At 36.4% G+C, this 15,302-nt stretch carries 15 protein-coding genes; 13 read left to right on the forward strand and 2 right to left on the reverse strand.

Annotated elements, in window-relative coordinates; translation table 11 throughout:
* The first annotated feature begins 1 nt into the window (after position 1).
* From J0871_RS06395 to J0871_RS06455, 13 genes are all read left to right on the forward strand, one after another.
* Positions 2 to 1,000 (forward strand): sodium/calcium exchanger protein, encoded by a 999-nt coding sequence (locus tag J0871_RS06395; protein WP_013073444.1) that lies wholly within the window; start codon positions 2 to 4, stop codon positions 998 to 1,000.
* A 3-nt stretch (positions 1,001 to 1,003) separates the two neighbouring features.
* Positions 1,004 to 1,189, forward strand: coding sequence for a hypothetical protein (locus tag J0871_RS06400; RefSeq protein WP_208224299.1), 186 nt, complete (start codon positions 1,004 to 1,006; stop codon positions 1,187 to 1,189).
* Positions 1,190 to 1,207: 18 nt separating this feature from the next.
* Positions 1,208 to 2,524: an amino acid permease gene (locus tag J0871_RS06405; RefSeq protein WP_013073442.1), complete on the forward strand. Its 1,317-nt coding sequence runs from the start codon at positions 1,208 to 1,210 to the stop codon at positions 2,522 to 2,524.
* Positions 2,525 to 2,533: 9 nt separating this feature from the next.
* A complete protein-coding gene (locus tag J0871_RS06410) occupies positions 2,534 to 2,710 on the forward strand; it encodes a hypothetical protein (protein ID WP_013073441.1) in 177 nt (58 codons plus the stop codon).
* A gap of 18 nt (positions 2,711 to 2,728) precedes the next feature.
* On the forward strand, positions 2,729 to 3,085 hold the full coding sequence (locus J0871_RS06415; RefSeq protein WP_008615606.1) for an STAS/SEC14 domain-containing protein: 357 nt from the start codon (positions 2,729 to 2,731) through the stop codon (positions 3,083 to 3,085).
* A gap of 57 nt (positions 3,086 to 3,142) precedes the next feature.
* The gene (locus J0871_RS06420) at positions 3,143 to 3,964 is read left to right on the forward strand and encodes a universal stress protein (protein WP_013073440.1); all 822 of its coding nucleotides are present in this window, start codon (positions 3,143 to 3,145) and stop codon (positions 3,962 to 3,964) included.
* 886 nt (positions 3,965 to 4,850) lie between these two features.
* Complete coding sequence (locus J0871_RS06425; RefSeq protein WP_013073438.1) at positions 4,851 to 6,059, forward strand: di-heme oxidoredictase family protein; 1,209 nt, start codon at positions 4,851 to 4,853, stop codon at positions 6,057 to 6,059.
* The gene (locus J0871_RS06430; RefSeq protein WP_228482292.1) at positions 6,059 to 6,493 is read left to right on the forward strand and encodes a Rieske (2Fe-2S) protein; all 435 of its coding nucleotides are present in this window, start codon (positions 6,059 to 6,061) and stop codon (positions 6,491 to 6,493) included. The genes J0871_RS06425 and J0871_RS06430 overlap by 1 nt, the downstream gene beginning before the upstream one ends.
* Positions 6,465 to 7,718 carry a hypothetical protein gene (locus J0871_RS06435; RefSeq protein WP_208224301.1) on the forward strand — a complete coding sequence of 418 codons (1,254 nt, stop codon included), beginning with the start codon at positions 6,465 to 6,467 and terminating at the stop codon, positions 7,716 to 7,718. The genes J0871_RS06430 and J0871_RS06435 overlap by 29 nt, the downstream gene beginning before the upstream one ends.
* A 426-nt stretch (positions 7,719 to 8,144) precedes the next feature.
* Entirely contained in the window at positions 8,145 to 8,669 is a 525-nt protein-coding gene (locus J0871_RS06440; RefSeq protein WP_013073435.1) for a sigma-70 family RNA polymerase sigma factor, read from the forward strand.
* A gap of 331 nt (positions 8,670 to 9,000) precedes the next feature.
* Positions 9,001 to 11,385 (forward strand): TonB-dependent receptor, encoded by a 2,385-nt coding sequence (locus J0871_RS06445; RefSeq protein ID WP_041579150.1) that lies wholly within the window; start codon positions 9,001 to 9,003, stop codon positions 11,383 to 11,385.
* Between the two features lie 72 nt (positions 11,386 to 11,457).
* Complete coding sequence (locus tag J0871_RS06450) at positions 11,458 to 12,525, forward strand: PepSY-associated TM helix domain-containing protein (RefSeq protein WP_208224303.1); 1,068 nt, start codon at positions 11,458 to 11,460, stop codon at positions 12,523 to 12,525.
* Positions 12,526 to 12,773: 248 nt separating this feature from the next.
* On the forward strand, positions 12,774 to 13,937 hold the full coding sequence (locus J0871_RS06455; protein ID WP_198036139.1) for a PQQ-dependent sugar dehydrogenase: 1,164 nt from the start codon (positions 12,774 to 12,776) through the stop codon (positions 13,935 to 13,937).
* 437 nt (positions 13,938 to 14,374) lie between these two features.
* Here the strand turns inward: J0871_RS06455 and J0871_RS17280 are convergent, their stop codons facing one another.
* Both J0871_RS17280 and J0871_RS06465 read right to left on the reverse strand, forming a co-directional pair.
* A complete protein-coding gene (locus tag J0871_RS17280; protein ID WP_229792205.1) occupies positions 14,375 to 14,602 on the reverse strand; it encodes a heavy metal-associated domain-containing protein in 228 nt (75 codons plus the stop codon).
* Positions 14,603 to 14,700: 98 nt separating this feature from the next.
* Positions 14,701 to 14,952, reverse strand: coding sequence for a hypothetical protein (locus J0871_RS06465; protein ID WP_133546766.1), 252 nt, complete (start codon positions 14,950 to 14,952; stop codon positions 14,701 to 14,703).
* Positions 14,953 to 15,302 lie beyond the last annotated feature (350 nt).

A 15,302-nucleotide genomic window follows, 5' to 3' on the forward strand; every position in this document is an offset into this window, starting at 1 on the left:
TATGAACGCTTGGCTTTGGGTAGTAGTATTGGGATTGGCAGCTTGGGCTGCCCATTGGGGTGCTGATCAACTCCTTACCCCTTTAAAGATGCTGCGCAAACAATGGGGGCTTACTGCTTCTGCAGGGGCAGCTTTCCTGGCTATTGTAACAGCGAGCCCTGAAGTGGCGATAAATATTACGAGCGCCGCCCGTGGGGTATCTGATATCGGGTTGGGGAATTTGCTTGGTTCCAATATCATTTCCATTCCGCTCATGGTAACCATTGCATACTTTGCTTCCAGAAGAAAGTTTAAAAACAATAAGGAGCATCAAAAACATTTGGATGCCAACCTGCTGGCCCTGAACAAACGTTCCGTCTCGGTATTATCTATCCCCTATCTGGTAATTATCGGGTTGGTGGCTATATTAACGCTTCCCAAAGCCTGGCGTGGATTACAACCCATTGATGGGTGGATCATGCTGGCTGCCTATGCGGCTTTTTTAACGCATGCCATTATAAAAGGCAGGGAAAAGGGTCAGAAGGTAGAATGGGATAAAAAGAAAATATGGCTTTCGGTTGCAGGGGCCCTGGCCATAGCCGTGGGGGCTTTTTTTATTGTAAAAGCTACCGAAAATATTGTTTCGGCACTGAATATTTCCGAAATTGTTGGAGGGTTGTTTATCACCGGAATTATGACTACCGCCCCTGAAATATTCAAAACATGGAGTGTGGTAAAGGGAGGTGAAGTGACTGCGGGTACCACCAGTGTGATTGCAGATAATGCCGTTACCATGACAGTGGCATTTTTCCCCCTGGCACTGGTAACGACCCCAATCGAAGATTTCCAGTTGTTTTGGGTCAACCTGGCTTTTGTAGGACTGATGCCGCTTTTATATTCAGTATTTGTCCATCAAAGCAAGGAACTTCACGGGTTCAGCAGATGGCAGATATTCGTTTTCGATGCAGCGTATATTGTATATCTTTTAACTATGGTGTTTTTTGTTCTAAAACTATTTTAAAAAATGAAGGAGGATTTATTTAAGGATTACCAGGAGAGGCTTAATGTGCTGGATGAAAATATTAGAGCAGTAGGATTAAAATATGCAAGGGATTTCTATTTGAACAAAAATTGTTCAAAAGAAGAGGCTATTGAGCGTGGCATCGTAAAGGCAGAGATGGAAAAAAGGAATTTAGATAGAAATGGATAATATATTACTAATAGTATTATGGCAGAATTAAAAAAATCTCTGGGTACTCTTCGCCTTACTTTTTATGGTGTAGGTACCATTGTTGGTGCTGGAATATATACTGTAATTGGTGCAGCCGCTGGACAGGCGGGAACAGACCTTTGGTTGAGTTTTATTTTTGCCGCCATTGCGGCCAGTGTCTCGGCAATGTCGTATGCAGAGCTGTCCTCTACCTATCCTAATGCCGGTGCAGAATTCATTTTTGTACGGAAAGCTTTTCCAAAAATCGACATTCCATCTTTTCTAACAGGTTGGACGATTGCATTTCACAGTTCGGCCACCATCGCCGCGGTGCTACTTGCTTTTTCAGGGTATTTCAATACGTTTTTTAACATCCCTTCCTTACTGGTTAGCTATGCTGTGCTACTGATTCTTGCATTTATAAGCATTACGGGCATCAAAAAATCATCTACCGCCAATATCATTATGGTCAGTATTCAGCTATTGGGATTGTTTATTCTTATTGCGGTCGGACTTTTGGAAACAGGACCACCAAAATCAGAATTTTTTAAAGTGGAGTCCTTTTCCGGCACCCTGGCAGCGACTGCTACCTTATTTTTTGTTTATACCGGCTTTGAGCATATGGCAGCATTGGGTTCCGAGGTAAAAAATCCGGGCAAGACGATTCCGAGGGCATTTTTATTGACAATGGTGTTTACCACAATTATATACCTACTAATATCTTTTACGGTACTCAATATAAGTGACCCCGCAGAAATAGCAAAGGTAAATTCCCCATTGTCGCTGGCCGCTTCAAATTTAAATTCCTGGTTGCCCGTAGCCCTGGCAGTTGCGGCACTTTTTGCTACGGCTAATGCGGCTTTTAGTGGCATTATTTCCATTAGCAGGTTGCTTTTCGGTATGGCAAGCGTGGGCGAGCTTCCAAAATTTATGACCAAGACCAATGCACAGAAAGTACCCTGGGTAACTACACTGGTGGTTATGGCTGCGGTAGCGGCATTTTTGTTATTGGGAGATATTAAAATTGTCGCAGGAATGTCCTCTTTAGGGGCGTTACTCGTTTTTGTAGCTGTGAATATTGCACTCATCGTTTTGCGTTATAAAGCACCTGACAAAGAAAGACCTTTTAAAGTTCCCCTTTCCATAGGGAAAGTACCTATCCTACCCATTTTGGCCATAATTATTAGCCTGTCTCTGGTAGTTCAGTTTAACTGGCAGGTGTATGTTGCTTTTGTGGGAGCAATTATAGTGGGCATCGTGCTGGATTATTTTTTGGACAAAAAGTCAAAGAATGAGATGGATCCCGAAAAAGAAAAAGAACTGTTCAACCATTAAAATGAAGCTATGGAATGGACCTTTGAAGAATTTAAAACCAGTTTGGATGGCCTCCATCCTGCAGTGAAGCAAAAAGCCCTGGAAATTGCTAAAAGTCTGGTTATAGAAAAGAATTATACTAAGGGAAATGCCATAAAAGAAGGAATTATGAAAGCTGAAGAATGGTTTTACGATTTAGGCGGTTAATAATTAATAAAAATAGATATGTTACAAATTATAGAGATTTCAGGAGATAATATTATTGCAACCAGAGCATCGGGAGATTTATCCGAAATGGATATTGAGAAGGTACATCCCATTATTCATGCTATTTTGGACAAAGGATTAAACGTACGCTGGTATTTTGAAATGGAGAATTTTACCGGCTGGGATTTTCCAGGCCTGTGGGAAGATCTAAAAATGGATACTGCCCACGCAAAAGATTATGAAAAAATCGCCATGGTAGGTGATAAAAAATGGCAGGACTGGATTACAAAGTTCATGAAACCTTTTACCAATGCTGAAGTAAAATATTTTGACTTAGAGGAAAAGGAGATTGCCAAAAAGTGGATTAAACAATAAAGCTTTTATTTAAACAATTAATTGAAAAACTGAATGTATAATTAAAATTAAAAAACCATGAAAATAATAGTTCCGATTGATTTTAGTCAAAGTTCCAAAATTGGAGTTGAGTATGCCATAAAGGTGGCCGAATCTTTAAATTCAGAAATTATCTTTGTTCATGCCTATTCTGAAGGTTATCAATATGCCGGATACGGGGCTATAGTTTATCCGGTTCCCGACAACTTTAGTTCTTATCAGAAATTGTACAAAGAAAAAATGCTGGAATTTCTCGAAAATTTTCCACGTCTGGCGACAATAAAATATAAGAGTATGGTAGCCCCAGGAAGACCTTCAGATATAATTTATCAATTAGCAACAGAAGAAAAAGCAGGTTTGATAATTATGGGGACAGAAGGTGCAGGTGAGGTAGAAGGTTACCTTGCAGGAACTACCAGTGAAAAAGTGAGCAAGGATGTACCCTGCCCTGTGCTGGTTGTACCTGAAGATTTAGAAACTTTTGGTTTAAAAAGAATTTGTCTGGCGCTGGATTCAGATAATCTGAAACCTGATAGGGAACTAAAGGTTCTGGCTGATCTATTAAAGGCATTTAACGCGCGCCTTTTTATATTTCATTTTGCTAAAAGTAAAGATGAAGTTATTAAAGAACAGGAGATAAAAAACTATTATGAGGAGTTTTTTAATCTACAGAATATTTCTGTTCACCTTTTTTCCGAAGGGAAAACTGAAGATAAAATAACCGGTTTTTTGAAAGATAATGCCATAGATATTTTGGCGCTACTTTACAGGAAACATGCCTTTATAGAAAAACTAACTGAACTGGGGCTGAGACGGAAAATGATTTTCAAATCAGAAGTTCCTGTACTTATTTTAAAATGATAGTAGGATTGAAAACAAATCTGCATTTTTAAGTTTATGAAGTCACTATTTTTTAGAAATTAACTGAATTCCTGAGCTTCATACCTTCAGTAAGACCACAGAATTATTTGTGAAATATTCCTATGGTATCCTAGGTGCCCTAAATTAAGGCAATTGTAAGACTACAGTACAATGAATTTTTATCTAATTAGAGGGAATAAACCCTTTTTAAAGCGATAAGTTTGCAATTTACCCAAAAGAAAGTGTAGAAGAAAAATGTCAAAATATAGGAGAAATAGAAGAAAGAAGAAGGGTCAAAAATCTTCCCGGAATAAAATAACTAAAAAAGAAAAGCTTTTTGGAATTTTTTCATTAATCCTTTTGGTCATTGCATCATTTTTATTGTATTTTTTTGTCTTAAAAGACTTTATTCATAAGCCCTGATTATTTAAAAATGTTTACCTACCAACTTTTTCTTAATCTAATGATTCTATGGAATTCATTATTTTTCTTTTTAAAAGTTGAAGTTTTAAGAGGCGTAGAAAATTGACCTTTTGTAAACAAAATACTTCAATTAAAAACCGATTCCCTGTAATATAAGGAATCGGGAGTTCTCTGGTATTTCAATTCAAGTACTTCTAAAGGAGGGGCGACCAGAATTATACTCATATTATTGAGAACCTTCATAATACTCCTAATAGGTAGGCTGTCTCATAGGAGTAAATACAAAGCTTCCAAGTTAGAAACTTTAAACGTACAAACGAGGTTTTCGCCGTTGGTAAATCTTTTAAGAAGCTTAATACTATATATTCCTACAACTTTAAAAATATATTCTTAAGATAATAACTTTCAATATTTAGATTATTAAAAAATAAATTTTAGATTTGTCTAAATAATATTTTAGGTAATGAAAATAGAATGGTTAAGTCTAATTATTTTTATCGCTTTTTTTACATCCTGTGAAAAATTAGCTGATGAATATGGTCCTGTTCCTCCAAAGGAAAATGAACTTCTTGATGGCCCTGTAGAAGGATTATCAGTTGAAGAGCAGATTCAGTTCTTGAATGGGGATATAGCGTTCAATGATGAAGTATTTACCGCAGAAACTGGACTCGGCCCCGTTTTCGTAGGTACTAGCTGTGTTAGTTGTCATTCTGGGGATGGTAAAGGTCACCCGTTTAATCAATTTATAAGATTCGGTCAAAGTGATACTTTAGGAAATCCTTTTGCAGACTTTGGGGATGGTAAAAATCAATTACAGAATAAAGCAATTCAGGGGTTTCAGCCTGAAAAGCTACCTCCAGGAGCACCCTTCACAACCTTGGTTGCGCCTGCGGTCACAGGATTAGGTTTTTTGGATGCTGTTCCAGATGAAAGTATACTTTCTCTAGCCGATCCTTATGATGAGAATGGCGACGGAATAAGTGGTAGAGCTCATTTCGCATATCCTCCTGAATATGTTCAAATTCGGCCAAATAGTATTTCACGTGGAGGTAAATATATTTTTAGGTTTGGTAAAAAGGCAATTAGTTATGACTTATTGCATCAAACAGTAGGTGCGTATAATCAAGATATAGGTATTACATCATTATTTGAACCTATAGATCCTTATAGCGGGCTGGAAGAGGACCCGGAAATCAGTACTCAGGTAGTTAACGAGGTGGTTTTTTATTTAAAAACCTTAAAAGCTCCGATACCTCGAAATCAAAATGATCCTGATGTTGTATCTGGCAAACAAATTTTTTCCCGAATTCAATGTGCTGCCTGCCATACCCCAAGCATGAAAACGGGATATTCGCCTATCGAAGCACTATCTAATAAAGGATTTCATCCCTATACAGATTTACTACTTCATGATATGGGTCCTGGTCTGGACGATGGATATACCGAAGGTTTTGCTGAAACATCCGAATGGAGAACCCCTCCGCTATGGGGAATTGGCCTTTCTGAAAACTCACAAGGAGGAGGTTTGTTTCTTTTACATGATGGCAGGGCAAGAAGTATTGAGGAAGCCATTTTGATGCATGGCGGTGAAGCCAAAAATTCAAGGGATGAGTTCAATGCCCTATCGAATCAGGAAAAAAAGCAACTACTTGAATTTATAAATTCATTATGATGAAAAGAAAAAAATTTATCCAAACCCTTTCCTCTGTTGCTATAACAATACCAAGTTTAGGTTTTTTACATTCATGCAGTGGAATTTACTATGCTACAGCAAAGGAAGAGGTAGATAAGTTAACCATAGCGAAGCATGAGTTTATTCTTGAAAAAAATAACAAGGTGTCTAAAAGAGAGTTTGTCCTTATACAAAATAACAAATACAGATTCCCTATTTGTCTATATAAAGTTGGTGAAGACTATATAGCTTCCTTACTAAAATGCACTCATCGAGGGTGCGAGCTTAATGTTGGTGGGGGTATCTATAGTTGTCCTTGCCATGGAAGCCAATTTTCCAATGAAGGAACCGTATTACAAGGACCTGCTGAACAAAAACTAAAAACATTTCCAACGAAAACAGACGATGAAAACATCTATATTTTATTCTCCTAATTATTTGATCATTACCTTAATATTGTTCACCCTCAGTGGAAATTTAATAGCCCAAAACGAGGATGATATACTTAAAAGAACGAAGTCAGATACAACAGATACTCAACTTAACATGGATGCGGTATACAATCGACCAGCTCTAACAATAAATAAAGCTCCGGTATCTATTGGGGGATATCTTGAAGCCAATTCGATATATGCAGTGGAAGATGGATTGACAGAAGGATTATCTTTTCAAGCACGACGTTTAACATTATTTCTGTCTGCCTCAATTAACAAAAGAATTAAATTTTTAACGGAAGTAGAGTTTGAAGAGGGAGGTAAAGAGATTGCCATAGAATTTGCTGCTATGGATATCTCCTTTGATCCTCTTCTCAATTTACGAGGTGGAATAATCTTGAATCCAATCGGTGCTTTTAATCAAAATCACGATGGTCCTAAATGGGAGTTTGTAGAAAGACCTGATGTGGCAGTAAAATTACTACCCGCCACTTTTTCTAATGCAGGTTTTGGAATGTATGGTAAAACAAATACTGGAGATTGGATTATCGGATATGAAGCATACCTCTCAAATGGATTTGACAATAGTATAATTAATAATTCAAAAGATCGAACCTCTCTTTCATCCGTTAAAGAAAATGAAGAGCGTTTTGAAGAAAATTTCAGCGGTGACCCTTTAATTACTACAAAACTCGCTATAGGAAATAGAAATATAGGTGAGGTTGGTTTTTCTTATATGGGCGGTACATACAATCGTGTAATGGAAGATGGACTACAGATAGATGAAAAGAATAGGAGGGTGGATGTCTTCGCTATTGATCTTAGCACTACTATTGAATCAACCGGCACTTATATTGTTGGAGAAGGCGCTTATGTGTGGGTGGATGTGCCAAAAACATTTACGCAACAGTTTGGAAATAAACAAGCAGGATTTTTTCTGGATGTAGTTCAACCAGTGTTGCAAAAGAAAATGTTCGGTTGGGAAAATGCATCCTTAAACGTCTCCGTTCGGACAGATTATGTTGATTTTAATATTGGTAACTTCACTCAAACTAATACAAATATAGGGGATGATTTAATTGCGGTTACTCCTTCCATAAGTTTTAGACCGTCACCTGCAACGGTTTTAAGGTTGAATTATCGTTATCAGTGGCAGAATGACATTTTAAATAATCCAGCCACAAAAACGGCCACCTGGTACCTAGGTTTTAGCACCTATTTTTAAGAATGATATGCTTTTTTAACTAATGGAGTGGGCTGCTCGGGGTAGCATGATTAGTTTATCTTTCGGATAATTACAATATTACGAAGCAGAAGGCTTAAAATTTCTCAGTTTTTTAGAGAAGTTGGAGAAAATGTTCCAGGCGCAAAGCTTAGTCAATAAAATGCTTAACATGAGTCTGCAGCCATATTTTAAAAGAAAATTCAATTTAAATGTATCTTTTTAGAAAATTAAAGGTCTCCGTAGTAAACAATAAAATTTATAAGTATGAATGATTGTAAATGTACTAATTGTGATTGCACTAAATGTAATTGCATAAATTGTTTAGATAACAATTGCCCTTGTACAAAATGTGAATGTGGTAAATGCGATTGTTGCTGAATTGAATAAAGGTTGGTTTAAAAGCTAACCTTTATTTATTTTTGAACTATGGAGACTCAAAAAGTTTGGCACAATTTCAATGAAGAGTTATTCTTCTTTATTCTCAAAAAAGTAAAAAATGAAAGTGCTACAAATGATATTTTTCAAAATACATTTTTAAAAATCCATAAAAAATTACATCAACTTGAGAATGATGAAAAAGTAAGAGCCTGGATTTTTCAAATTGCTCGAAACGAGATAGCAAACTACTTCAATAAAGAATCTGTTTATTTACCGAGTGTTAATTTACAGAATGAAACTGCTTTAGAAAAATATCAGTCAATATGCTGTTTTGATAAATTCGTATATGAACTACCAGATATTTATAAAAAGATAATTGAATTGATTTATATCAAAGGACTAAAACAAAAGGAAGCGGCTGAAATCTTAGAAATAAGTCTTACAAATGTCAAGGCTAGAACACGAAGAGCTAAAGATATTTTAAAACAAAAATTCAATGAATGTTGTAAATACGAGTTTGATAAAGATGGCAAATTAATTGGAGAATCCAATTGCTCTATTTGTAAATCATAATTAAAAATACATCCGCCCACAAATCCATCGCAGATAACAGGTATTGTTAAATAATAGGATTTTAGCATTTCATAATGAAACGATTAAAAACTGAGAAAGGGATAGAATGGTAACTTTAGTTGTTTCCCAATATCATATTTTTTATGCCAATCCTTTTTGAGTAAAAAATTGCTTTTAATCATTATATTAAATCAAAAAATAATCTACCAATTATCTTCAAGAGGGCTGTGATCACTCCACTCCACTCCATTGAAAAAAATCAAATTTTCTTGGTGTAATTAAAAGAGGCTTCTATATTTGCATTTATTTTTAATAAATCTAAATAAGAATAATGAAACACATTACTTTTCTCGCCTTAATGGCCTTAAGCCTCTCTGCTTTCTCCCAATCAGGATTAAAAGGGGAAATAAAAAATGAAACAAATGAACCTATTGCCGGTGCCTCTATTTATATCGAGGAATTACAAAAAGGAACTACTACAAATTTTGACGGGTTTTATAAACTCCAGGAGGTTCCCCCTGGAAACTGGAAGGTAACGGTCAAAATGTTGGGTTATCAAACTATAGAGCAAATTATAGAAATTGGACGAGATTCCTTAACAACCTATAGTGTGAACCTTCAGGATACGTATGGAAGTTTGGATGAAGTGGTGATTTCTGCAAGCAGGAACCCGGAATATCTTTCAGAAATTCCAGCTTCTGTTACTGTGGTGAACTCAGAAAAGCTGCGGGAATTTACTAAAATCTCCTCCAATATTAACGAGATTCTAGCATATACAGTGCCCGGTCTTGCTGTAAGCACAGGAACATTTTCCAATTGGGGACAAACATTAAGAGGTAGGTCATTACTCGTTATGGTAGATGGAATCCCTCAATCCACCCCGCTACGTAATGGACAATTGGGAATTAAAAGTATTAATCCTAACGATATAAGCAGAGTTGAAGTAATCAAAGGAGCTACTTCAATATTTGGAAATGGTGGTAGTGGAGGCTTTATCAATTATATCACCAAAAATCCAACCACTTCAGAAAAATTGAGCGGCACTACTGATATTTGGGGAACCTCCCAACTTTCCAATAGCCAAGATGCCTTGGGATATGGGGTATATCAATCCTTTTCCGGACAATTTAATAAGTTTAGTTACTATATAAGCGGAAGTATAGAACATACCGGGAATAAATACGATGCTGAAGGGATTCCCTTACTTCCTACTTATGGATTAGATAATACCGATATTTACAGCACGTATGGAAAACTGGAATATCTCCTTTCTTCTAATCAAAAAATAACCATTAACGGGAATCTTTATAAATCACTTCAGGATTCTCCTTTTATTCCGGTTTTTGCAAATATTCAGGTGTTTAATGACCAAGGGGATTACTCTTTAGAACCGGGTTATGGTATCGAAGGATCAATTCCTGGACAGGAACCAACTGGTTCCGAATTGATAAATGGGAGGTTAAAATACAATTTAAATAATATTTTCTCCGGTACCACAGATTTTGAAACCGATCTATATTATTCCAAAGCCAAAAGTATTTTCTTTTATTCTGATAAATTCGAAGACGGAGGGCAATCCGTGATCAATTCAGAAAAGTATGGCTTAAGACCTAATTTTAATACTCAGTTCAATTTGTATGGCGATATGAATATATCTCTGATCTATGGACTGGATCTTTTAAGGGATAAGACTAATCAGGGGCTGTTAGATGGAAGGCTTTGGGTGCCGAATATCGAACTGATGAGCGTAGCACCGTATTTACAAACCACTTTAAAACTAGATAAAAAATGGGCCTTTAAAGCTGGATTACGATACGATGATTTAAAAATGGATATTGCCAATTATAATACACTTCCCTATTCACCTAAAGGAGATGGTAACTTTAATCCTTCGGTCTCCGTTCAGGGCGGAGAGTTGGCGTTCGATAATCTGGCATTTAATATGGGAGTCCGGTATATTGAACATCAGGAATTCATTCCCTACATTAGTTATTCCCAGGGTTTCTCCATAGCTGATTTAGGTTCTATTTTAAGATCTGCAAGAGCTGAAAGTATAGACAACATTCAACTGGAGCCCGCAGTTACCAATAACTATGAATTCGGGTTTATTTCAAAATTTAATAATTTTCGTTTAGAGGCTGTAGGATACTACAGTACCTCTAATTTAGGTACTGGTGTTGTATTTAGTGATGAACTAAACTCGTTTATACCTTCTGAACAACCTCAGAAAATATTCGGTGGAGAGGTAGCAATAGATTATGCTCTCCCAAGCAATAAACTACTTATTGGGACTTCTTATTCGTATGTGGAAGGGCTTAAAAACCCAAACGATGATGAAAATAATTTAAGTTATGTTGGTGGTGATGTCATTTCTGCTCCAAAATTAACGGCCTATGTTACCTGGAAGCCAACAGAACAGTTTAATACTTCATTGAATGTTATGAGTTTAGGAGATCGAAACAGGTTTTCTCCTTTTCAGGATGGGGAAGGAAATTATGCTTTTAGGCATACGGAATTTCCTGTAAATGGATATACCCTGGTAAATCTAACGGCCACCTACCAAATTAAGAGTAATATTGATGTTTTCTTGGGTATCAATAACCTTCTTAATGAGTATTATTTACCGGCAAGATCTCAATGGGCGGCGCCATTAAGGTCTTTTACTACAGCTGGGGAGGGAGCGAATGCCCGTCTTGGTGTAACTTATAATTTTTAAAAGGGGTGGTAGTCGTTATTAAGAATTGATATTCAGAAGTAACGACTACCATCTTACACTAAAATTTATTGCTTGAAAGCATTTTCAAACATAGTTAAGAAAGTACATCTTTTTTTAGGAATAACATGTGGGGTTTTGGCATCCATTTCAGGTCTTACTGGTTCCATGTATGTATGGCAGCCGGAAATAACGTCGGCCTTAAATCAACGCTTACTACAAAGGGAATCTACTAATACTCTTTCGGAAAAGACATTATTAAAAACTTCCTCAGAACTTTATAGGAGTCAGAAAGATACTATAGCAAAGATATTCCTACCTTATCGAGAGCAGGAGACGGTTTCCATTATTTATAAGAATGGTCAAACCCTTTATTATCACCCGGAGACGGGAGTACCTTTAGGAAAAAAATCAGCTTCCATAAAATTGTTTGAAGATTTGTTGAAGATCCATCGAAGCCTTGGAATTCCTAAGATTGGCAAATACATTGTAGGTAGTAGTGCTATTATATTTTTCTTGTTTCTTCTTACCTCCGGTTTATTTCTATGGTGGAAAAAGTATAAATCAAATTTTAAAAAGGGAATTAAAATTAAATGGAAACGAAATAGAAAAAGATTTAACTACGATGTACATAAGTCACTTGGAATATTTTTTTTCCTTCCTTTGGCTGTAATGGCCTTTTCTGGTGGATATTTTACTTATAACAGCTACTATAAGGATGGTTTGAAGTTAATAGATGGTTTTATAGGCAATAAACAACCTGAAAAAAAGATTGAAGCAGGTACCGGGATCGATATACTGCACTTATTGGAGACTCCAGACAACCAATATGCACTCCGGGCAATTTATTTTCCTCAAGATGGAAATGAAGTGTATCAATTTAGATATATCAAAAACCGATTTATAAACCCCGGTCTAAGAAAAACCAGGGAATTAAAATTAGATAATAATAGTAATACCATTTATTCCTCATCCTTTAACGACGACCCGGTTAGCGAACAGATAGCAGCACAATTTTATCCGATTCATATTGGAGAAATGGCAGGCATGCTGGGGAGAATTTTAGTTTTTATCTCCGGGTTTGTCCCCCTAATATTATTTATTACCGGTCTCAGATTTTATTATTTTAGAACGGTAAGATAACGTCGAACAGGTGTTTAGTTTCAATTTTTTTAAACTTTTAATCTTAAAAATTCCCCGATAGCTTCGCCACGGTACTGCTAGCCGGACAGGCGGATATAGTTGGTTTTAAATTTTTTTTCCTCTGTCGAACAGCTCAATTAGAATCTTATATGATGAAAAAAATAAGTTTCATTTAACCATGTATTAACAATCCATCGAAACCATATGTTATATTTTTAATGAGTTTAAATTTTGAAAATCAATCACTTATGAAAAAAGCTTTACTGTTTCTCCTTCTTTCAACGAGTATAATCATGGCACAAAAGAAGGATAGCCTTATTTCAGAAAATATTACGGGACATATTTATAAACCTAAGATGGTTGGGGCCACCGAAGAGAGGATATCGCAACTTCAATTACCGCAGGGGTTTAAAATAGAAAAATTCGCAGATAATCTGGGAGAACCCAGAATGATGGCTGTAAGCCCCCAGGGAAATATATATGTTTCTCGAAGGGAGGGAGACGTAGTGATGCTTAAGGATACTAATGATGACGGGAAACCTGACCATCAACAAACGGTAGTAACTAAAGAAGGAGCGCATGGGGTAGCTTTTCATGAAGATATGTTTTACCTTGTTACGGTAAATGATGTTTTCAGGGCACAGTTAAAAGAAGATGGTACTATTGGAGAACTGGAAAAGATTATAGGGAACCTACCAGATGGTGGTCAGCACCCCAACCGCACGATTGGTTTTGGCCCAGATGGGATGCTATATATATCGATTGGAAGCACCTGCAACGCCTGTGATGAAACACGGGAAGAAAATGCCACTATAGTACGGACTAATGCTGATGGGAGCAATAGAACCATATTTGCATCGGGACTGCGAAATACCATTGGTTTTGACTGGCATCCTGAGACGGGGGAACTTTTTGGGATGGATAGCGGAATTGACTGGCTGGGAGATGATGAACAAAAAGAAGAATTAAATCGTATCACTGAGGGAGCTGATTATGGGTGGCCGTATATCTACGACGATGGTAAATATAATAAGGCAGATGAACCGCCAAAAATGACCTGGAAAGAATACGCGCAGAAAGCTACAGAACCGGAGATGTTATTTACAGCCCATAGCGCTCCAATGAATTTAAAGTTTTACAGAGGGAAAATGTTTCCCTCGGAATATAAAAATACTGCCCTGGTAACTTTTCGGGGATCCTGGAATAGACGGCCAGCTTCCGGACACAAAATAATGAAAGTAACTTTCGAAAATGGGAAGCCTGTAAAGGCTGAAGATTTTGTAAAAGGTTTTTTAATGGAGGAAGGTACTTCCCGATTCGCCAGGTTAGCCGGTTTGGTAGAATTGCCCGATGGATCGCTTTTAGTTAGTGATGATACCAATGGCGTAATTTACCGAGTATCGTATAACTAATAATCGATTTACTGAACTCTGAAATAGTAAAGCCAGCCTGTCCAGCCGGCAGGTAGATTTAGGTTAATGATTTAAATTAACTTTCAGAAATGATAACAAATAGCCATATAAAGTAAATGATTAGTAATCCGTTAGTTTTTATAGTTTCCAAACATATTTTCCTTTTATGTGTATCAGATTGTTACCAGAAAAGAATATTCTACTTCTAAAATTTAAAAAAATATGGCGGACTCGATGTGGAGTCCGCCATTAATTAGTGTTCATTATTACTACGTTTTTAGTGGCTAATAAATCTGGATGATATTTAATTTCCACTCATTAGTCAAATTATCATCTTCTTCATCTGAACTGTTCCTTTCACTTTTACAATTCCGGGTTTTAAGCTGGTAGAAGTTCCTTCAGCTATTGTAAAAGTTTCTTTCCCGGTTTGAATTGGCTTAATTACCATCCTGTTCAACGAGAGTACCTTTTATAACAATTTCGGCTTTTTTAGCAGAAAAATCATTCTTATTCACTTCTTCCTGGATCTGCCTAAGGCTCAAATCATTATTTTTTGCCAAATCTAAATAAGCTTTACCGTCATTAAGACTCACTTTTACACTTTCCAGACCTTCCATATTTTTAAGTCCGCGTTCCAGACCATAGGCACAGGGGGCACAGTCCATTCCAAACGCTTCCTGATCTACTTTCTGAATCTGAGCATTGGAACTAAAACTTCCAAATACAATAACTATTATTACACTCCCATCCGGAAGTTTTTCAATTAAGTAGGATTTTTACTAACTGGAACCATCACAAAAGTACCCTTACCCACTAAAGCAGGAACTCTAATTGGTAAGAAAAATACAGCTAAGAATTTGAAAATTTCAGGTTCCTTCTCAAGGCAATACTTCTTTGTGTTTAGCTGTGTGAGGGCAGTTTCATCTTCGGGGTTTCTATGGCTCAAGGCCTGAATAAGATATTTCAACCTCCAGTAAAAATCGCCCTTTGGAATTGTCTCAAAGTTAATAATCATTCTTCTTTGTGTCAAGTCCCTTGTCATGGATGTTTCATCTGTTAATTTTTTAAAGTTTGTTTATACTATAACCAATAACTTAAATTAAGAAATACCCGATAGTTTTCTTTAACAACCCCAGGGATTAAATCTTGTACCACCGGATTAAGGCACCGAAAGGAATCCCATTATCCTTTTGGAGCTAAACGAAAAAAAAATCTGTATTAGTGATTATAAATTTTTTGTAACTTCTATGTTGTAATCCAAGTTTTCTCTTATTTTATTTGCCTATAAAAAAATTAAAACACTGAAAAACAAATAATTAATGTTTTGTATAGGTTAAAAAAAACATGATGATGCCACTTAAAACC

Source organism: Salegentibacter sp. BDJ18 (assembly GCF_017579965.1).
In the GTDB taxonomy this organism is placed as follows: Bacteria; Bacteroidota; Bacteroidia; order Flavobacteriales; family Flavobacteriaceae; genus Salegentibacter.